Here is a 20,430-nt window from a genome sequence, read left to right as displayed (position 1 = left end):
CATGCCTTGTATCTGATGAGGGCTGTATTGGGTTAATATTCCCTACTTTACTGACCAGTTTTCGCCCTGATGGGTACTTCATGAAGATTCATTTCGGTACAAAAAAAGTACAGAAAATGGGACGAATTGCCCTCACTGAAGCGTTGCTACGCAATGCCGGCATCCAGGAGGGTGATTCAGTGGATCTGTATTTCGACGCTACCACAAAGGCCATCATCGTCGAACGCTCTCCATCGGCAGAGGCCGCTGAGGCTTCTATCGGCGCGAAACGCACCAAGAACAAGACCAAGGCACCATGACAGTCACCGATCGCTTTTCCGGACACGAGTCCTTCGTCTGCCGATATGGCTGGTTACCAAAGGCCTACCAGGCGGTCTCTGTCGAGCCCGGCCTTTTGAAGGATGAAGAGCGGGCAATGCACGCTCTGGGTATCGGTCGCAACATGCTGAAGTCGCTGCAATTCTGGTGCGAGGCCACGGGCATTCTTGTGTCCGTGACGGGTCATGGGCACCAACCTGGTCCCGTCGGACGCAAGCTGCTCGACCCCAAGCACGGGTGGGACCAGCATCTGGAGTCTCTTGAGTCGCTGTGGTTGTTGCATTGGCGTCTATGTACTCGTGCGGCGCTGGCAGCCTGGTCAGAAGTGTTTGGTGAGGGGCGACTGGTGCGCTTCGACCGTCAGCGGCTGGTCGCGGCACTGGCCCAACGCGCCGAAGGTTCAGCCAGGCCGCTCGCCGCCAGCACGCTGGAGCAGCATGCAGCCATCTTTCTCCAAAGTTACTACCAAGCCGAGCGTAGTGGCGACGACACCTCTTGGTGCCCGCTGCAGGATCTTGCATTGCTGCGCGCCGCCAAGGAAGAAGATGGACGTATCGTCTTTAACACCGATCTTCGCGCGCCAATCGGTTTGAGCCTGCGCGTGTTTGCTATTGCGTTAGTGGAGTTTGTAGCTTCGTCCGAACAAGGCTCGTCATCTGTGGATTTCCATCGTCTGCTCAAGGGGGTGAACAGCCCCGGGGTCGTCTTCCGCTTAGATGAACACCAGTTGCGCGCTTTCGTGGAGAACGTGGCACAAGGCCCCTTGCGCGATGCCGTGCGTTTCGTCGACACCTCCGACACGCAAAGCGTTGTACTTCACCGCGACCGCGTCGATCCGTACTACCTACTGGATGCACACGAGGAGGCTCCCATCCATGCTTAAACGAATCATCGATGGACTGGAGCTGAACGCGCACCACACCCGCTCAATCTCGCTGAGCCGCGACCTTCACGACGATACGACCATCGCCAGCTACCTGCCTACGCCCAATGCCGTCCAGGCGCTCAAGCAGATCGGTACGGCGCTTGCGGAGTGTCGGTCTCAGCGTGCCTGGAAAGTGGTTGGTCCGTACGGAAGCGGCAAGTCGGCGCTGGGGATTGTGCTTGCCCAATTGCTCGCTGGTCGTGACACTCATCCTGCGGCCTCGGAAATGCTGCGGGAAGCCTCCGCGTCTGTCGCCGACCTATTCGCAAGTTCCAAGCGTTTCGCGCTCGCGATCGTGGGAGCGCGGCTGTCCATCGGATTAGCGCTGGAAGCGGAAGTCCATCGCGCTCTGGAAGGCTGGCACCAAGGCAAAGGGGCAAACGCCCTGAAGCGCCATCTGAGCGAGCCGGGCCTCTACAAGGGGCGCCCCATCAACGCGGTTGCCGGGGAACTGATGCGCGATTTCGCGTCTGTCGCTCGAGCACAGGGTTTCTCTGGCACGTTGCTCCTGGTTGATGAAGTGGGCAAGTTCGTCGAGCACGCCGCGATGCACCCAGAAGCAGGGGACCTGATCGCACTTCAACAACTGGCTGAGGAAGCATGCCGGCAAGGGGACGATTCTCTCGCGATGGTTGTGCTTCAGCACCAGCACTTCGCGAGCTACGCGGCAGGCATTGGCCGCGCTCTGGGGGACGAATGGCACAAGGTCGCGTCGCGCTTCGAGGAGATACCCTTCGACGAGCCCGTCGAGCGCTACGTCCACTTCGCGACCCATGCGCTAGGCACTAAGCCGGCGCTGCACCGCGATTCCAAACTCGTGGGTGCCGCACGGTCTCTATTCGCAACGGCGCTGGAGCAATCCATCCTTCGGGCGCCAACCCCCGCTGACCGTCGTCTGTTCCAGCATCCCGAGAAACTTTACCCCCTCCATCCGCTGACGCTGGCTTCGCTGGCCGTCGTCTCCAAACGCTATGGTCAGAGCGAGCGCTCATTCCATGCCTTCCTCAACAGCAACGAGCCGGCGGGGCTTCGGGACTTTGCGCAAGTCACCTCCGTAGAGGGATACCCCTGGTATCGCCTGGCTCAGGTGTTCGACTATCTGGCTTCGGGGAATGGGCTACGCTTTCGCGATCTCGCTGCAGAGCGTCGTTGGGCATTTGCACTCGTCAGCATTGAGAGGCAGGCGAAAGACGCGGACGCTCTGGTGGCACTCAAGACCATCGCCGTGTTGGAGTTGGTGCAGGCACCCCTCGCGCTACGCATTACTCCGGAGTTGGTCGCATTCGCGCTCGGCAACCTCTCAGTCTCTGAGACACGGACGCTACTTGACCGCCTGGTGGACCAAGGCTTGCTGATCTGCCGCCACAGCCGTTCCGAATACGGATTCGCTGTATCAGATGCCATTAACATCGAAGCGCTCTACGAGCAAGCGGCGCAGGCGGGCGACGACGAGCTTACTGTGCGTGGTGCTTCGCACGCGCTTGGGAATCGGTTGGTTGTGGCCAACAAGCACTATGACCGCCGGGGAACGATCCGCACACTAGCCATTGATGTCGGAACAGTCACCGCGTGGCCCCATGCAGGCGCCAACAGAAGTGATTCAGACGGGCAACCTGACGGCTGGCTCCGCTTAATCCTGGTGACGGCAGACTCACGGGAAGAGCGACAAGTCCTGGACCGCGTACGCGACGCGGACGATCCGCTCAGCGTGCACTGCTGCCTGTCGCTGTCCGCTCGGGGGCGGGCGGCGCTCGCAGAGTTGGCGATCTGGCTGGCGGTGCAGCGCGAGGTAGCGGCCAAGCGGCTCGATCCCTGGACCAGCCAGTACGTCGAGAGCCGCCTCCATCAGGCCAAAGAGGATGTCGATGCACTCGTGTTGTCCGCATTGGCGTCTAATCCGGGGCGCATTGGCCCAGTGTATTGGCACCAGGGTAAGGCTGTGCCGGACAGCGAGTCGATGAACGTCGGCCAGGTGGCATCTTGGATGTTCGAGAAGGTCTTCCACCGTGCTCCGCGCATCATCAACGAGCTGATCAACAAGGATCGCCCCGCTTCCGCTATCGTCCTTGCGCGTCAGCGGTTGCTTGACGCTCTGCTGGCTGGTTCCGGTGGAGCCACACTCTTTCGCGACAACGAGTACCCGCCCGAGCGGCTAATCCACGCCACGCTGTTGCGCGACACGGGCATATGGCAGGCCGACGGCAACGACTGCGAGCTCGTTGAACCCAAGCTTGGGGCTCGCGTCGACATCTGCGCACTCTGGACTGAGATTTCGCTCGTCCTGACGAGAGACGAGGCACCCACGTTCGAGCAAGTGCTTCAGGAGCTTGCTGCTCCGCCGTTTGGTGTACGCAATGGTCCAGCCAGCGTATGGGTCACGCTTTACCTGATGATCCATCGCAGTCGCTGCGCAGTCTTCGAGCGGGGCACACTGGTGCTGGAACTCACGAGCGAGCACCTTCAGCGCATGCATCGGAATCCGCACACGTTCACGTTGCGCGAACTCCCGCAGGCGCAGGGCGGCCACAATTTGTTGCGTGACTACGGCGCTGTGCTTGCCTCGCTTGGGGCCGTGCCCAGCGGCGAAGCGACATATCTGGAGCTAGCTCGGGCCCTGTACCGCTGGTTCGGACGGCTGTCGGATTTCACTCAACAGACAGGACGAGTCAGCAAGGATGCCGCACTGGTTCGCTCGGCTTTGCGCAAAGCGCAGGATCCGATCCAGTTGCTGACCTCGACGCTGCCTAAAGTGTATGCCCAGAGCAAGGGGAAACGCCCCTTTCAAGAATGGCTGTCTGCGGCGCTGGTTGATCTGGGCATGAGCCAACGCAAGCTGCAGGATGTTGTGGTCACAGAGCTGGGGCAAGCGTTTGAGATGATCGGCCCGCTTGGCAAGATCCGCAGCCAGTTGCAGTCCGAATGCTCTGGTACCGCTACCGGATTGGCAGACGCCCGACTCAAGAGCTTTATCCTGCGTTGCACGGACTTAACGCTGACGGACGAGAAGTGGCTCGATTCCGTGGCCAGCCTACTCGTCCAGCTCCCTTTGGACGCCTGGACGGACGAGACTGTCGTCAGTTTTGCTCAGGCTGTGACAGACATCTCCGGCCACTACCGACGCTGGCTGCGTCTGGTGATGCAGCGCAAGGGCGCACCGCGCGCTGCCGAACGCTTCATGAGCCTGACGCTCACCAGCGCTAGCGGGCAGGAGTCCGCGTTGCTGGTCGCCACGACCGAGCATTCCACCCGGCTTGCGCACAACCTGTTGGACCTGCTCGCGCAGGAGGCCGGTGCTGACCCACAGACCGCCGCTGCTGCACTGGCGCAGGCACTGCAGAACTTGCAGGTAACGCGTGCACCGACGAATTCCACCGAGGAGAAGCACCATGACAAGCGAGAAGCGGGTTAGACATATTCTCAGCTTGTCTGGCGGGAAGGACAGCGCGGCACTGGCCATTTACCTGCGTGACCGCGTGCCGGAGATGGAATACATCTTCAGCGACACGCGCAAGGAGCTTCCCGAGACCTACGAGTATCTGCAACGCATCTCGAACTACCTCGGCAAGGAAGTGACGCATCTCAATGCAGACGTCGGGTTCGACCACTGGTACGAGATGTACGGCGGCATGATTCCATCCAATCACCGGCGCTGGTGCACGCGGGCCTTGAAGCTCAAGCCTTTCGAGCAATATTGCGGCAACGACGAGGTCGTGAACTACGTTGGATTGCGCGCTGACGAGGACCGCAGCGGCTACATCAGCCACAAGCCGAACATCAAGGCTGTCTATCCGTTCCGCGAAGACGGACTGGTGCTGCGCGACATCGAAGAAATCCTGAGGAATTCCGGCGTCGGCATGCCTCCATACACACGCTGGGGCCGTACCCGCTCGGGATGTTACTTCTGCTTCTACCAGCAGAAGATTGAGTGGGTCCGCCTCAAGGAAACGTATCCGGACTTGTACGACAAGGCCAAGGCGTACGAAAAGCCATACGAGAAGACCGGTAACTTCTTCACGTGGAGCCAGGGGGAAAGCCTGGCAGAGCTGGAGCGGCCGGAACGCATGGAGGAAATCAAGCGCGAGCACGTGATCCGTATCGAGCGCAAGGCCCAGCGCCGCGAAAACGTGACGCTGATGGAGGTCTTCTCCCAAGCGGATTCCGCCGAGGTGCCGGAGGACGATGATGATCAAGGGTGCCTCGTATGTCAGTTGTAGCTGCTGTTGAGCACAGAGCCATCTTGTCGGGAAACTTCCGAGCGTCGAGCGCCCCCCTGTTGATTGGGCGCTCAGCTCTTGCACCGGTAGGTAATTGTCTGTGGGTATAACAGTCAAGGCTCGCGTCCTGCTTGAACTCGGTGCTGAGTTGATCAGCTCCGACCAGATCGCTATCTACGAGTTGGTGAAGAACTCTTTAGATGCGCGGGCCACGCGCATTGCAGTACATGTTCGCGTCACATTACCGCGCAGTGAATACCTCGGCATTCGCCAGAGCCTTGAGCGATCTTTCCAGAAGAAGGAAAGTCTCTCTCGGGATACGGTTCGGCAAATGCTCGAGGCCGGCATGGAGCCCACGGCAGCGCAGGCGGACCGTGATGCATTTCTAGAGAAGGCGCTGTCGCCGTCAAATGGTGATTACATCCAGGCACTAGATGCCGCCTACACACGCTGCAATTGGGTCGAGATTACTGACGACGGTGGCGGCATGTCGTTCGAGGACCTTGGTGGCGTCTATCTCACCATTGGCACCACCCACCGCCTGGACGATCGAATGCGCAACAGCACCCACACGGTGCTTGGTGAAAAGGGCATCGGCCGCCTCTCCGCCGTGCGCCTTGGCGATCAGCTTCACGTCTTGACGTCTAAGACGGGCGATAAGACGCTGCATGAACTCAAGATCGACTGGTCCACGATCAAACGCAATCCACACCTCAACCTAGACGAGTTCCCTGCAGCTCCCAACGTCGGGCCGAAGAAGAACAAGGCGTCTGATCACGGCACAATCATCCGCATGTCGAACCTGACGAGCGAGTGGTCGATCGAAAAGATGGAGTCTCTTGCGAAGACAGATTTCGCCAAGTTGGTGGATCCGTTCCTGACTTCGTTCAGCCGCCCGAATGTGCGACTGTACTTTAATGGGCAGTCAGTCGACATCCCTTCGTTTCAGACGCGTCAGCTCGCATACGCGCATGCACGATGCTCGGCGAGTTTCGCGCTCGATGCCGACGGGCAACCTGTCCTATCGGGTGAGGTAACTTACAAGGCCTACGGACAGAGCAAGACCTTCAGCCTGGAGGGGATGCATCTTCTCAGCGCACTGACTTTGAAGGGCAAGCGTCCAAAGACGGGCGAGGCATTCCGTCCAGCGGGTACGCTGATGCAGGGTCTAGCGAGCCTAGGCCCTTTTGAGATGGAGGCGCATTGGTTTAACCGGCAGAAGCTTCGCCTCGATAAGCCTGATGGCTATGAAGCGGCCCTGCAGTGGTTGACTCACTGGGGCGGAGGGTTACTGCTTTATCGCGATCACTATCGCGTATATCCGTACGCAGAGGCGCGTGACGACTGGCTCGACCTGGACGGCATTGCGTTGGCCACGCAGGGCTACAAAATGAATCGGAAACAGCTGGTCGGTGCGGTCCGCATCTCCAGTCGTGGCAACCCACATCTGCAGGATCAGACCAATCGGGAAGGCTTGCGCGACACGGAAGAGAAAGCAGCACTGATCGCACTATTGCGCCACATCTTGGTGGTCGAGTTCAAGAGCTACCTCAACGCTGTTGAGGGGGCACAGGACGAGTCGGCGGCTAAGGAGTTTCCGAAGCTGGAGAAGCGCCTGGAGGAAGCCCAGAAACAGGCGCTGAAACAGGTCCAACACCTGAGGACCAAAGTCAAGGCTCCGGAGGACGTCGCGGCGATCAACACCCTGCTTGCTCGCATGACGGACATGTCCGAAGCCTGGGAGCGTTCGAAGATGACCGTGCGCGCCTATGAGGAGGACATTGACAAATACGTCCATCTCGCGGGCGTCGGCCTAATGACGGAGTTCATCTTCCATGAATTGGCGCGCCTTTCCGCAAACGCCTTGAAGCTGCTGCAGACCTACAAGCCGAGCAACGCTACCGAAAACCGCCAGCTTCGGAATCTGCGAGATCAACTGAGCACTCTCGAGAGGCGGATCCGAATCCTAGATCCATTGTCGACGCCGGGGCGTCAAAGGAAGGAATCGTTTGACCTAGTTCAGATGCTGCGGGATGTCGTGGAAATGCACGAACCTCAATGTGGGCGTCATGGAATCCGAGTCGACCTGACCGGTCTAGGCAAGACGCCCGTGCTGATCAAGGCCGTCCGCGGGCAGCTTCTGCAGATCGTAGAAAACTTCATCTCCAACTCGGTTTATTGGCTCAAATTGCTTGCGACGACGACGAGGTTCGAGCCCATCATCAGCTTCAGCATCGACAGGGCTGCCAACACACTCACCGTTTTGGACAACGGTCCTGGGATTTCAGAAGACCGCGGCGATGAAGTAGTCGGCCCTGAAATATTCAATTTGCCGCCTCCAGCCGCCAGCCTGACGGCCGGGCCGCGTTGTCGCTGAGCACCCGCCCAAGCATCCCAACCAGAAGCCAGAGCGCAAAAAGGGCCTTCAGCCCCAGACGGGCCACCGCCCGCATCAACCAGCGCAGGTTGTACCCGGCGGCACACAGCACCGGGTGCAGCACATCCCCTTCCGATCCTTTCAGCCAGTTCCGCCGTAGTCCGCAGTCGTCCTTCAGGTGCCCGATCACGGGTTCCACCGCCTGGCGGCGTTTGAGCAGACGGCGGGCCTGGGCGCTCAGACTCTTGATCCGGCCGCGGTGGATGATCTCGACCCCCGGCACTTCAACACCCCGATAGCCCAGATCGACGATGGCGGTGTGGGGCTTCGGGGCGCCTTTGACGTCCTGCATCAGGATCGTCGCCTGCTCGATCTGCTCGGCGAGGGTGTGGCCGTCGTAGGGATTGCCGGGAAAGGCCCGGGCGCCGACGATCAGGTTGCCTTTCTCGGTGGTGGCGATACCCACCTTGACCCCGAATTCGTAGGGCTGGCGGGCCTTGCCCTTGCCTATGCACTCGACTTCCGGCGCGTGCAGGGCGTAGAGCTTGTTCTTGTCCTTGGGCCGCTGGGTGTGGATGCGCCGGGCCCGCTCGAGCCACAAGGTGGCGATCTCCTTCATACCGTCGGCCAGCGTCGGCAGGTGGCGTTCCAGGTCACGCATGACCCGGCCCAGGATCGTCCGCTGACGCTTGAGCACCCGGCGCAGGCGCCGGTACTGTTTGGCGTGGGCGTAGCCGCCGGCCCGCCGCTTGAGGCTGCGGCCTTCCTTCTCGAAGGTCTGGCGCAGCACGAGTCCAGCCCGTTTGGCGATCAGCACCAGCTTGCGCCGGGCCACGTCGAGCAGCCGGCTGTCAGTGGGAAACGCGATGGCCTTCTCCTGCACCGTGGAATCGACGATGACCCGCTCCAGGTCCTTCGGGGCGATGGCCTTCAGCGACACCGCGGTTTCGATGGTCTTGGCGAGGAGCTCTTCCACCCCCGCGTCCCCCAGCGCACGACGGAAGCGCGTCAGGCCGCTCGGGTCGCAGGGCAGCCGGGTCTCGAAATACTCGCCGCCGCAAAAGAACTGCCAATATGGATTCTCGGCCCATCTCTGAACGACGGTTTCATCGCTCTCGCCGAAGGCGTGCTTGAGGTACAGCAGCCCGACCATCAGCCGGATCGGCAGACGCGGGCGACCTGCCGGGCTCGTCCCTGCGCCCGCCACCTGCAAGGTCGGGCCGAACAGATCCAGGCCTTCGATCGGACGCCCTTGGCGGTCCTTGCGGGCAAAGCACGGCGCCAGCGCCGATTCGATCTCGTCCCACGGCATGCGGGTTGCCAATACCGCGAGCGGGTGACGCAGATCGATCATCGCGTCCAGCCGGGCGCGAAAAAAATCCGGGGTCGTCATCGCAAACCTGCGCTCCAAATCTTCCAGAAAGTGAATGCGATTGCACTGGAAACTGGAGGATTCGGCAAGGCCTCAGGGGGCGTTCAGCCCGCGTCGGGACAGGGGCGGGCTGATTGTTCAGGACCGACGAAGTATTCAATGCGTTCTTCACGACCAAGCCTTCTGGCGAAGGGCGCGGGATGGGTTTGTATATCGCGAAGAAGCTTGCGGAAGGTAATGCGATGGAAATCGCACTTGCGGAAGCCGATGAAGACCGGATCCATCATGGATTCGTTGTCAGCTATAGAGGGGCAAGGAATGGAGGCTCTTGAAGAAGCGCTCGTCAAGCCGTTAAAGAAGGTTGTCGTAATCGACGATGCCTATGCATCGGCTGATCCCGTCGATATTGATGGAGAAGCGGTATCTCGATTTCGCGACACCCTACTCGATGTACCGAAGCGGTTGACGCAGGTGAAGAGGGAGTTTCATCGCCCAGAGCTTGATCCCTCAGTTCCGCAGCACCTTGATGAGCTTCTTCAAGACACGGCCACTGTGGCCCGGCTTTGGGCTTTGCGAGAGAAGCAAGCTTGGTCCTGGCTAGTTGAAACCGTCTTCCGAAAATATGCAGAGGACGTAGAAGAAAAGCTAGGCGCTCTCGAAGGGCTTGAGGGCTTCTTGAATGAGCAGAAATGGCGCGTCAACCGAGTTTCGAAGTTTGACCCCGCGATGCTCGATGTTACCGGATACCAGGTCATCTTTCTGGACTTCTACCTCAAAGACGAGAGAGATCCAGAGCGGTCATTAGCGCGCGCCGCGCAGCTTGCTCAACTGATCATTGATGCGAGGCACAAAGGTACTCTCAAGCAGTACCCGTTGGTTGTTCTGATGTCGTCGAGGCCTGGGGCTGCAGAACAGCAGGGAGCTTTCAAGGAACGAACGGGGCTTCGGGCGGATTTCTTCTGCTTCGTCGAGAAGAACCAGATCCCCCAACAGCTCATGCCGAAGCTCAGACGCATGCTTGAGGGCTACCATGGCAAACAGTCTTGGGCGCACATGCTCGACGAGTTCTGGCTAGGTGCCATTCGTGCAGCGATGACGTTGCGGCAGAATCTGTCGAAGATCGAGCCTTCGGAAATCGCGCTGCTTCATGAAGCTGAGCTTGCTGTCGAAGAGGCTAGGCTGCCTGATTACCTGTCATGGTTAGTCTCGGAGTCGCTCGCGAGCGGTCTGCTGGAGGACGCGGGAGTGCGCGCCTTGGGGGCGCAACTGCCAGACTTGATTGGGCACAGCGCGTTTCCCGGGACGGTACCGCCCGGCAGTCGACTGGCCGAGATGCACGTGCGCTCGGTGATGCGGCTGGATATCACTGACGACCTCCCAGAGACCAAGAGTTCGCCGGTCCAACTGGGTGACCTCTTCGCGAGATTGAACGGGGACGGCACACCGAAAGAGTTCCTTCTCGTGGTTGATCAGAGCTGTGACCTCGCAAGACCCCATTCCAGTCAGAAGACCGTGGTCTTGTGCCTGCGCTGTGTTCCGCAAGAGATCAGCGACGTGGCACTCGCGTTCTATCGGACGGCGTACGGATCGGTCGACTTGGTCAGCATGACTTTCGGCGAGGGGCAAAAGTACTACCTGGCGAGTTGGGATCCGGTGAACCCCACGACCCCGGAATTGGCGGAACTGTCCCAACGCAGGGGTGGCATCAAACGGCTGGCTCGATTGAAGCCAGTTGCTGCGCTTGCACGTCAAGAAGACTTAACTCAGCGCGTCGGGCGGATCGGTCAGCCTGTTGCGCCGCCGTCGGTGACAGCGTATCGCGCAAAGCTTGTCCTGATAGGCAAAGATGGGTTCCAGAAGGAATTTGATGCCACTAAAGAGCCTTGGGCTTCTGTGATCATCGTGCAAGGACGCCATATGCCCAAGCCAGACCCTGTCGACGGCGGCGCAACATCGAAGAAGAAGCCTCCGACAACGACGACCTTGAGTCTGACATCGGACTTCGGCGAATGGCTCTCGGGCAAGCTGGACCGCGCACACTTGGCAGACGCTCAAGCTTCCAGCCAAGCCAACCTGCTGAAGCAGCACTTGGCAGCTGGGACGGTACAGCGCGTGAGCTTTGAGAGCGGTGACCAGATTAAGGCGAGCCTTGGACGGGCATGGAGAAAGGCAAGCCTTAAGAAGCCACCGACTGCCATCCATTGCGTCTTCGACAAGACCATACCGAAGGATCTGACGGACGCCATGATCGTGCTGCTCTTAACGCCTTATGAGCAGCAGCTCTGATACTTAGTTTAACGCTGTTGGAAAAGGGATAATGACGATCGACGCCGAAAAATGGATCAGCTTCGTCAGGCAATATGGTCCTCTCGCGCGCAACGCGAACATGTACGACGAGGAGATTCGACGCTGGTCGAAGAAGCTCAGCGTCACACCCATTGCCTTCGAGCATCCGCTCAGCCGCGACGTACTCGCCTCCTTCACCGACCGCAAAGAAGGCCACGGCGGCGTGGTCATACTCACCGGCACAGCCGGTGACGGCAAGAGCTACCTCTGCTACCAAGTATGGGAGGCGTTGGGAGGCTCACCAGACGCCTGGGCCAGCAATATGTCCTATTACAAGCTGCCTGTGACCATCAATGGCCACGCCTACACACTCCATCTCATTCGCGACCTGACGCCGTTCTGCAAGAACGATCCAGACGGCTCAAAGGCCCAGCTTCTGCAGGAACTGAGCTCCGCGCTATTCGAGCCCTCGTCCAATCTGTTCCTGGTCGCCGCCAATGACGGGCCGCTCGTCGAAAACTGGCGAAAGCTAGGCAACCATGCTGCCTCACAGCGCGCCTTGGCGTTGTTCGAAGCCCGGCTCATGAATGACGAAGATCCAGAGCCGACCGACCGCCTGCATTTCTTCAATCTCAGCGCAGTGCCCAGTGCGACGGTACTGGCACTCTGTCTCGACGCACTCCTTGGCCACGAGGGCTGGGAGAGTTGCTATGCCGCCGCGCAACCGAACGGATTCTTCGGTCCCGGATGTCCGATCCGGCACAATTTTGAGCTTTTGCGCGACCCGCTCGTGCGTACCCGGCTCGTGGCGTTATTCCAACTCTTGGACTTCAACGAGCTCCACACCCCGGTCCGGCGCGTCCTTCTACTGCTTGCCAACGCTATCCTGGGCCATCCCGCAGCCAAGGACGGTCTCATGTCTGCATCTGACGTGGCCAAGATCCTCGCCGCTGGAGAAACCCACAAGGCGAGTCTCTTCGCCAATCTCTTCGGTGCCAATCTGAAGAGCGCGAAACGCGATGCACAGGAAATCTTCGACTATCTCAGTCGATTTGGCATCGGTTTTGAGACCACGAACCGGATCGACAACATCCTGATTTTCGGTTCGGAAGACGAGAACGTCAGCCAATATTTTCATGACCTGGTCGAGGCCGACGGCTTCTATGGTGCAACCGAACGATATCGCGGCGAGCAACGCAGCTATATCGAGATGCCAGAGGCGCAAAACGGCGAACGGCACCCCTTCCTAGACATGCTCATTGACCAGAGGCGCGGCTTGTTTTTCAAGATTCCAGATGCCCACGCCGACGAACTGAAACTTTGGTGTTTAACCGTATTCAATAGTGCTGGCGAATATCTGCGCGATGTCGCACAACCATTAAACGACGGCAGGCGTGTGTCGCGTCAAACAGTCAGCAAGCTCGTAAATGGGCTCAACCGCATCTTCACTGGACTCCTTACCACGACGAAGAGCGAGCTGCTGCTAGCGACCAGTCTGTCGCACTCCGGCGCCAAGATTAGCCAACTGCTCGAAGACAAAGTCGCCATCAACTCCCACGGGCGTGTGGAGCGAGTCGAAATATCCCTGTGCCGCGACTTTCCGCATCTGATCGTGACGCTGCCCAACGGACAAACGAGATCGCTGGCCCTCAACCTCACGCGCTACGAATTCCTCATGCGCGTGAGCGAAGGCGCACTACCTGGCAATTTCTCCCGCGAATGCTATGAGGATCTGCTGGCATTCAAGAGCGCTCTTCTCTCGGCTGCGGGGATCGACCGTCATGTGCTGGACGATGATGATGGCCTGATATTCCGGCTCCTTGCCCTGGATACCACCGGCAATGCCATCGACCAAGTTGTAGAGCTCTCAAATGACTGACATTGTCCAGCTTCCTCCGCCACCGGCGAGCTATCATGATGACAATGACCTGTGGCTCGACGAACAAATCTGGGGCCATCGACTGTGGGAGCAGGACCCATGGCTCCTATTCCTCGAATTTCTCTCGGTCGCAGAAGCTTCTCATGCAACCGGACAGCTATTCGCAGCTGACGCGACGCAATTTCCATTCAGTTTCCGGCCGGCGCAACGGCCCTATCTGCGTAATCTCTTGTTCAACAACGACAAGCTGCTGGAGCTCGCCGATCTCTATCCCGATAACGAAACCGGATGGGCTAAATGGCTCGAGTGGATGCAGAGCAACGCCAAGATGGTCGCCCACCGCGACTTTTCTTACCTCAAGAACAGATTTCAGAACTTCGAACAGCTCGTCAAAGTCATCGAAATGCTGCGCTCTGCGACGATCGAAAGCAGCATGAATAAGAGATGGAGTTCGCGCTTCGTATTTCCGTTCGGGCGCCATGCGATTTATGAAGACCTCAACACTGAGGGTAACCGCGAATACATCAATTTCACGCGCAACGGCGATCTGCTTTATCAGATGCTCGCGCGATCAAGCGCCGCACCCGAGCTCGCGCGGCATTTTGCACATCTGTTCGAGCGGCGTGATCCCTGCGATCGCCTAACCGAACTCCTCCAACCGGAAATCGCCGAGGAGCGGCATACGCGAAGCGGCAGCTACCTGCCTTACGCCAAGCATCCCGCCTTTGAGGTGCTGGCCCAGGATTGGCTGGCCGTTCTCGAGCTCCAGCTCCCGAGATTCGACGCCTATCCGTACCTGACGATCCTTGGAGCACTTCATATCACCCTTTATCAGCTACAGGTCGCCGCCCACGTCTGTGACAAGCCCAAACCCCACTTCATTTGCGAAGTTGTCGCGCCCAAGAAGACGCTGGTTCGCGAGCTTTCGGCAGGCAATTACATCGCGAACAACCAACTGTCGCTTTCGGCTGTCGATACCTATGTGCGAAACATCGGCAATTCGTCGGAGTGGATCGCAGCGGCGGCAGAGCAGTCGGGATTTGCGGCATGCCGTGAAATCATGCGAGAAAAAGTGCGTTGGCCCGATGAGGACTACACCGGCCCAGTCGACCCTGACGCTCTCCTCGAAAATCTGCGTCACACAGCGCAGCGGCGCCATCGTCAGCATACGGCCAACATCCACAACAGCCTCGGACGAGGCGCAGGGCTGGTCTCGCGTCGCGGCACCAATCGGCTGCGCTACGCACCAACCGATGAACTTCTCAAGGCCCTAATCCTCGCCAACGTTCCGGTGCGCATGGACTACGGCCAATTCCTTGGCCGCCTCTACGACCGCTACGGCCTCGTCTTTGGGGAGCAGGAGGGCCAGCTCGCCATCACCACGGAAGATTTCGACAAGCGCGCGTTTCAAGCCAATGCCTCGCGGCTCGAAAATCGCCTCAAGACTATCGGCATGCTACGGCGGCTCTCTGACGCCTGCGCCTATGTCGAAAATCCCTTGCGGAGATCCGCAGCATGAACGTAGCCTCGCTCGTCGGCGCAGTCGCCGCCGCCTATCTCCGCGAAGAACTCCAGGCCGATACGGGCGCAGTGCAGTCGACTGCGCGGTATGTGCTCAATCTCAGCGCCGAACAGGTCGCAGCCGTCGCACGCGCCGTGCTCGCGGATCCGTTTCTCAAAGAGCGCATCGACATCAAGCTACCGACCTCGCTTGTGAGCGGCCAAGGCCTACCCGATGAGACTCTGACGACCGAAAGCGCCACCTTCTATCGAAACGCTGATTGTCCGAAGGCCGCCTATCTACTTGCCGAACACGAACATGGTGAAGACGCCTCGATTCGTGAAATTGCGAAACTTGGCCCCCCTGAGCTACTGGAGCGCATCGACCTTTGGGTTCGCGAGGCCTCAAAAGGCCTGCCTATCGCCCAGGAACAGCAAAAATGGTGGGAAAAAGCCCTGACTGGGCTCCGTGATCTTCGAATCGTCTCGATCGACCGCTTTGCCGTCTACATCTTGCGCACCCGCCGAGAAAACGAGGAAGCGGGTCGCCCCATCATCGATGCGCTGGGCGCCGCAATGCCGGCACTACGTCTTCCTAACGACCCTGCGTGCTTCGGAAGCCTCAAAGAGCGCCAGCGCGGACATGCATCTGCATGGAAGCAGCAATTCAACAACGCTCACAAGAGGCGATCCGGGCTGCTCCTCAAGCAGACCTCAAGCCAGCTCCTGCTCAGCGAAGAAGACCTGCGCAACGCGTTCGAAAAGGTTGCGCACCAGATCCCGAATGCCTGTCATCCCGCGATCGAAGCCTTTATCGGGGCGCCCAGCGGCTGGAACGCCCAGGCCGAAGCTTTAGCAGAACAAGATTGGGAGCAAATAAAGCCGATCTTCGATGGCCTGCAGCGTGAGAAATTCAACCTTGGCAAAAACACACTTGAATACTTCAGTGAGCTAGAAGAAGACAAGCTTGAGGATGAGGAGCGGGAATATCTCAAGCTCTTGTCCAAGCGGTCGGAAAAAATCGATGAAGACACGGATTTTTATGAAGCCCACCGTAGCGAAATCAAAGACGACAAGAAGCTGAAGTCTGCTTGGGATCGCTTCGTATATGGCCGCCCCATCGAAACAACCGACTTCATCGCCGGCATTTGCGCGGTTATGGAGCCACTTTACAACCGGATGCCGCCAGGCGATCAGCGCAAGCTGAAAATCAAATGCGAATCCGCGACTAAGAGAGACCTGCGATCTCTCAACTATGAAGCAGGTCTCTATTTCGCGCACCGCTACGCCGGCCTGCGTCGTCTGTTCGGCGGGATGATCGATTGGGATGTCGGCGATCTCTTCGAATTCGACAAGCTTGTCTCCGACTGGAAAAAGGGCGACAAGGCCAAGAACAAGCTCAACACGTCCACCGCCAAACCGGCGCTTCAGCTCAAATTCGTCGTCGAATTGGAGACAACGACCGACGGGGACAGCATTCAAAAGCATTCGACGCAGCTGATCTGGCGCTACGACCCCTCATGCGTCGCGAGCCAATTGGTCGACGACTGGGGGCGGTTGACCCAAAATCCCTTCACGGCCTGCCGCACACAGCGCGAATTCACCGCTGACAAATCGATCGATTTGGCCAACGTAAAGACGTTCATGCCGGCGTTCGACCGTGATCGCGGCTCATTCGTGCCAGCGGCCAAACCTGACCGGAATCTCGACGCGCTTTGGCGCAACAATGTCAAAGAGTGCGTCGATCAAGCTTATCTCTCCGCCCAGGATGCCAAGACATTGGGTGAGGCCTTTACAGCCTTTGAAAGTGCCTACAAGCTCGCAATCGTCGACTTCTCGACGAAAGGAGGCGGCGCCGACTCCGTACTCAATCAGACGACAGCGTACGCTGCGCTGCTCGAAACCGTCCTAACACTCGCCAAGGGCGATCGCAATCGCGACAAGCTGCTCAAGCCACTGCTCATGATTGGTGTCGCGCCGATCGACGGCGGCAGGCCGGCGGCCGTCGTCGCGCCCTGGCATCCGATGCGTCTGGTCGCCATATGGCGAAAGTCTAAGCTTGCCGTCGATCTCGTCAGTCAGGTTCTCGGCAGCATCGAGGCAGAGGGCGATCCAAAGCTGTTCTTCCGGGATATCGCTCATGATTTCGAGCACGCGCTATACCCTGAGATTGTGTCGATCTGGACGAATGACGGCCCACAATTCCTTACGGTAAGCGACGTGGTCGCCGACTACAGTCTGCATGAACCTCCCGTCGCCGACCCCAAAGGCGAGAACGACACCAATGAAAGCCCAGCTGAGGGCGGCTCCTGCGTCCATGACCTCGTCAAGCGCTATCTCGCCCTGCAACCGCACGAACGCTCCAACCTGTCGGTCGTACTGTTTAATTGCGATTCCGCGCGGCTGCCTCAGGCGGTCGTGGCGAAGATCGGCGGCATGCAGGATGACGAGGACGACGTTCGATGCCAAGTTCTGCTGCGCCACATCGAAAGCCAGAAGCTTCGTAACATCTATTGCTCGATCTTGAGCTCCGAAGCTACGGCAGACGCCTATAGCGCGAGTGAAGCTTCTCAAGACTTCATGGCCCGCCTGCGGATCTCGGTGATTGCTGACCAGGCGCCGCCGCCCAACCCCAAAGACGGCCATCCATACGACATCGTCTTTTCGCAAGATGTCATATCGCGTCACGCGCAACTTGAATGGTATCTCGAACAAGGCGAACCAGCCGACATTCGCAAGCTGTTGCCGTCACGCTGGTCGCGCCGCCGGCCGGCCGCCAGAGACGACCTTAAGTCAGCGGTCTTCCTATGCTGCCCGGTACAAAGCGCCGAGGGCTGGGCCTATATCTCCGCCGTCGCGAGCATTTTCAAAGGCGACCGCGATGAATCGACATCCAAACGGTTTTTGCCCGTTCGCCAGCTCGACTTTGCCGACGGCCGGACCAAGCGCATCTTCGAAGAGACCCACGACCTAGGCAATTGGGTCGTCAATTTCGACGAGCTTCTCGACCGGCGTCAGCTAATGAACCACCAGGTCCGGGTCATACGCTACAAGCAGATCTCGACCCAGGGGCGCAACCTGATCATCTCTTCGCGGGCGCCAATGACGCTTTTGCGCTCGATGATTATGAGCCGCCTCAAGGCGCTGCAGCTGCCGCTGACCGACGCCGAGGTGCGGACACTGGCCGATCGCCTGATCGACGACGCTAATGATGTGTCGGGTGACATCGTGCTGCGTGCGGCCACATGCGGCCAGAGCGCCAGCGAACTCATGGGCATCGTGCTGAGCCGCCGCATGTTGCGTGACGACTTGGGTGCCGATCAGCTGATCGGCTGGTACTTTCTTGATGACTATGCGTCCTGGCTTGGCCAGCGCGAACAACAGATCGCCGATCTGCTCGCAATCTGCCCCCAAGTCGCCGAAGAAGGCACACTGCGAATCACGCTCGCTGTCAGCGAAGCGAAATACGTCGAGATCGAGAGCCTGGCCGCCAAGCGCAAAGAATCGCAAAAACAGCTGCGCGATACGCTTGAGCGCCTAGAAGACGCCATATTCGGTGATCCGGAGCGGCTCGACCGCCAATCCTGGCTAGCTCGGCTGGCTGACCTCATGCTTGACGGCATCCGCATCCCGGCCGCCCGCGGCATTGATCTCGGCGAATGGCGCCGCGCTATGCGCGAGGGCCGCTGCGAGGTCCACCTCAAAGGCCTATCTCATGTCTTCGTTCCGACCTCGTCCGACGCCGACGATCTCACGATCGCAACCGAGGTCGCCGACACTCGCTACGCCTATCAGGAAATCATCGGCCGCAAGGCGCTCAAGCAGCTCTTGATGGCCTACTGGCACAACCAGAGCACCGCCGACGTCCGGCGCAGCATGGGTTTCTACCATATGGACTTTGAGCCAACCTGGCGTGCTCCGGGCTCCGGCGTTGCCTTTCTCCGCAGTGCATATCGCGCGCCTGTCCGCAGACCGGCGCCCCTGCCTGCACTCCCTGTTCCTGAAGCGCCGGACACACCCGCTGAAGCGCCAACGGAACCGAGCATCGAAAATCTGTTCCACACGCCGCTCCCTGGCGATAGCGTGCCGTTACCCGTCGATTCTTCGCCGACACGGGCGCAAGCTCATTGGGCCTATTCGGAGATCGCCGATTTGCTCGCGTCGGCGCTCCACGTGGCCACTATCGCACCTGAAGAAGGGGAATGGCTCAAGCAAACAGCCTTTTCGACGCGCAGCGCCCTGCAGCAGTTACAGCTTCAGGCCAAATTGATCGAGTCCGCTCTTACGCCCAATTCTGCGCTATTGCGGTTCGCCGGCAACGCCAACCTCACTGTCGAGCAGGTCTTGAAGAAGCGGTCCGAGCTTTTGACGACCTATGGACTGAACGTCATCTCGGTCCGCCCAGAACCCGGTGCCGTCATCGTCGCGGTGGAGCGACCCAAACGCCAGATCATTGATATCCGCTCCCTTTGGTCCGATTGGTCACCGGCCTCGAACGGTTGGGGTAATCAAGAGCTCATGATCGCAGTGCAAGAAAACTCGGGCGCTCCCCTGTTCCTCTCACCTGGTAAAGACCATGCGCCACACACGCTGATCGCGGGCAGCACCGGCAGTGGCAAGTCCGTGCTGATGCAGAACATTATCATGGGGATCGCCGCGACCAACACACCGGAACAAGCGAAGATCGTCCTGATTGACCCCAAACAAGGCGTTGACTATTTCGCTTTCGACAGGCTGCCGCATATCGACGGCGGTGTCATCGATGATCAGATCTTGGCAACTCAGCGGCTCGAAGAACTCGTGGCCGAAATGGACCTCCGCTACGCTCGCTTCAAGGAAACGCGCGTATCCAATCTGGCCGCCTTCAATGCCAAGGTCGCAGCAAACGAACGCCTGCCTGTCATCTGGCTCATTCACGACGAGTTCGCCGAATGGATGCTGACGGAAGATTACAAGGACGCCGTGTCGGCAATCGTTCAGCGGCTCGGTGTGAAGGCTCGAGCCGCGGGCATCTATCTAATTTTCGCCGCCCAGCGGCCGGATGCCAATGTTATGCCGATGCAACTGCGCTCAAATTTGGGCAATCGCCTGATTCTGCGTGTCGACTCGGAAGGAACATCCGAAATCGCTCTTGGCGAAAAAGGCGCGGAACGTCTGCTGGGCAAAGGTCATCTGTTAGCGAAACTCGAAGGTGAGAGGGAGGTGATCTACGCCCAAGTTCCATTTGTCGACATTGAATTCGTCGAGACGCTCATCAAGAAAATGCTCAAAGAGCACACGGCCGCCTAGATTAGTCCGTTCCATCAGCTTCGAGCACGCGACCTCGGAGTCGCCCTGACGCAGCCGCATCAGGGCCCGGCGGTACTCAACATCTCGGTGCTCCTGCGGGCCGCCGCCTTCCTCCTGCCGAACACGCATTGGCTCCCATATGCCAGTCGGTGACAACATGGTCATGCGGTGTTCCACATTGATTGCGGCGCGAAGCGAAAACGTGCCACAGCATTTAGCCATTCGCTTCAAGAGGGAATGGCACGATGGGACAGACCTGCCGGCGCACAT

At 59.1% G+C, this 20,430-nt stretch carries 11 protein-coding genes; 9 read left to right on the top strand and 2 right to left on the bottom strand.

Annotated elements, in window-relative coordinates:
• The first annotated feature begins 80 nt into the window (after positions 1-80).
• From ETQ85_RS02900 to ETQ85_RS02880, 5 genes are all read left to right on the top strand, one after another.
• Positions 81-299, top strand: coding sequence for a hypothetical protein (locus ETQ85_RS02900; protein ID WP_076600405.1), 219 nt, complete (start codon positions 81-83; stop codon positions 297-299).
• Positions 296-1,201, top strand: a complete 906-nt coding sequence (locus ETQ85_RS02895) for a DUF4007 family protein (protein ID WP_076600404.1) — start codon at positions 296-298, stop codon at positions 1,199-1,201. The genes ETQ85_RS02900 and ETQ85_RS02895 overlap by 4 nt, the downstream gene beginning before the upstream one ends.
• Entirely contained in the window at positions 1,194-4,652 is a 3,459-nt protein-coding gene (locus ETQ85_RS02890; RefSeq protein ID WP_076600403.1) for a hypothetical protein, read from the top strand. Before ETQ85_RS02895 ends, ETQ85_RS02890 begins: the two co-directional genes overlap by 8 nt.
• Positions 4,630-5,457 (top strand): phosphoadenosine phosphosulfate reductase domain-containing protein, encoded by an 828-nt coding sequence (locus ETQ85_RS02885; RefSeq protein ID WP_076600402.1) that lies wholly within the window; start codon positions 4,630-4,632, stop codon positions 5,455-5,457. The genes ETQ85_RS02890 and ETQ85_RS02885 overlap by 23 nt, the downstream gene beginning before the upstream one ends.
• Before the next feature lie 148 nt (positions 5,458-5,605).
• Complete coding sequence (locus ETQ85_RS02880) at positions 5,606-7,834, top strand: ATP-binding protein (RefSeq protein WP_148577572.1); 2,229 nt, start codon at positions 5,606-5,608, stop codon at positions 7,832-7,834.
• On the opposite strand, the gene ETQ85_RS02875 is transcribed toward ETQ85_RS02880, so the two are convergent.
• Positions 7,782-9,227, bottom strand: coding sequence for an IS5 family transposase (locus tag ETQ85_RS02875; RefSeq protein WP_148577571.1), 1,446 nt, complete (start codon positions 9,225-9,227; stop codon positions 7,782-7,784). The two genes, ETQ85_RS02880 and ETQ85_RS02875, sit on opposite strands and share 53 nt — an antisense overlap.
• Positions 9,228-9,310: 83 nt before the next feature.
• Positions 9,311-9,493, bottom strand: a complete 183-nt coding sequence (locus ETQ85_RS02870) for a hypothetical protein (RefSeq protein WP_148577570.1) — start codon at positions 9,491-9,493, stop codon at positions 9,311-9,313.
• A gap of 31 nt (positions 9,494-9,524) precedes the next feature.
• Between ETQ85_RS02870 and ETQ85_RS02865 the strand changes: the two genes are divergently transcribed.
• The 4 genes from ETQ85_RS02865 to ETQ85_RS02850 are packed head-to-tail and all read left to right on the top strand — an operon-like array spanning position 9,525 to position 20,160.
• Positions 9,525-11,492 carry a hypothetical protein gene (locus ETQ85_RS02865; protein ID WP_076600400.1) on the top strand — a complete coding sequence of 656 codons (1,968 nt, stop codon included), beginning with the start codon at positions 9,525-9,527 and terminating at the stop codon, positions 11,490-11,492.
• Positions 11,493-11,523: 31 nt separating this feature from the next.
• Positions 11,524-13,371, top strand: a complete 1,848-nt coding sequence (locus ETQ85_RS02860; RefSeq protein WP_076600399.1) for a hypothetical protein — start codon at positions 11,524-11,526, stop codon at positions 13,369-13,371.
• On the top strand, positions 13,364-14,890 hold the full coding sequence (locus ETQ85_RS02855; RefSeq protein ID WP_148577568.1) for a hypothetical protein: 1,527 nt from the start codon (positions 13,364-13,366) through the stop codon (positions 14,888-14,890). Before ETQ85_RS02860 ends, ETQ85_RS02855 begins: the two co-directional genes overlap by 8 nt.
• Positions 14,887-20,160 carry an FtsK/SpoIIIE domain-containing protein gene (locus tag ETQ85_RS02850; RefSeq protein WP_076600397.1) on the top strand — a complete coding sequence of 1,758 codons (5,274 nt, stop codon included), beginning with the start codon at positions 14,887-14,889 and terminating at the stop codon, positions 20,158-20,160. Before ETQ85_RS02855 ends, ETQ85_RS02850 begins: the two co-directional genes overlap by 4 nt.
• Positions 20,161-20,430: the final 270 nt, after the last annotated feature.

Source organism: Zoogloea oleivorans (genome assembly GCF_008107625.1).
In the GTDB taxonomy this organism is placed as follows: Bacteria; Pseudomonadota; Gammaproteobacteria; order Burkholderiales; family Rhodocyclaceae; genus Zoogloea; species Zoogloea oleivorans.
The sequence above is the reverse complement of the archived record's forward strand: the minus strand, read 5'-3'. Positions and strand labels throughout refer to the sequence as shown.

Bases quoted from the DNA above. Each gene is read 5' to 3' on its own strand.
- ETQ85_RS02900 (WP_076600405.1), top strand. From the start codon at position 81: ATGAAGATTCATTTCGGTACAAAAAAAGTACAGAAAATGGGACGAATT.
- ETQ85_RS02895 (WP_076600404.1), top strand. From the start codon at position 296: ATGACAGTCACCGATCGCTTTTCCGGACACGAGTCCTTCGTCTGCCGA.
- ETQ85_RS02890 (WP_076600403.1), top strand. From the start codon at position 1,194: ATGCTTAAACGAATCATCGATGGACTGGAGCTGAACGCGCACCACACC.
- ETQ85_RS02885 (WP_076600402.1), top strand. From the start codon at position 4,630: ATGACAAGCGAGAAGCGGGTTAGACATATTCTCAGCTTGTCTGGCGGG.
- ETQ85_RS02875 (WP_148577571.1), bottom strand. From the start codon at position 9,227: ATGACGACCCCGGATTTTTTTCGCGCCCGGCTGGACGCGATGATCGAT.
- ETQ85_RS02870 (WP_148577570.1), bottom strand. From the start codon at position 9,493: ATGATGGATCCGGTCTTCATCGGCTTCCGCAAGTGCGATTTCCATCGC.
- ETQ85_RS02865 (WP_076600400.1), top strand. From the start codon at position 9,525: ATGGAGGCTCTTGAAGAAGCGCTCGTCAAGCCGTTAAAGAAGGTTGTC.
- ETQ85_RS02860 (WP_076600399.1), top strand. From the start codon at position 11,524: ATGACGATCGACGCCGAAAAATGGATCAGCTTCGTCAGGCAATATGGT.
- ETQ85_RS02855 (WP_148577568.1), top strand. From the start codon at position 13,364: ATGACTGACATTGTCCAGCTTCCTCCGCCACCGGCGAGCTATCATGAT.
- ETQ85_RS02850 (WP_076600397.1), top strand. From the start codon at position 14,887: ATGAACGTAGCCTCGCTCGTCGGCGCAGTCGCCGCCGCCTATCTCCGC.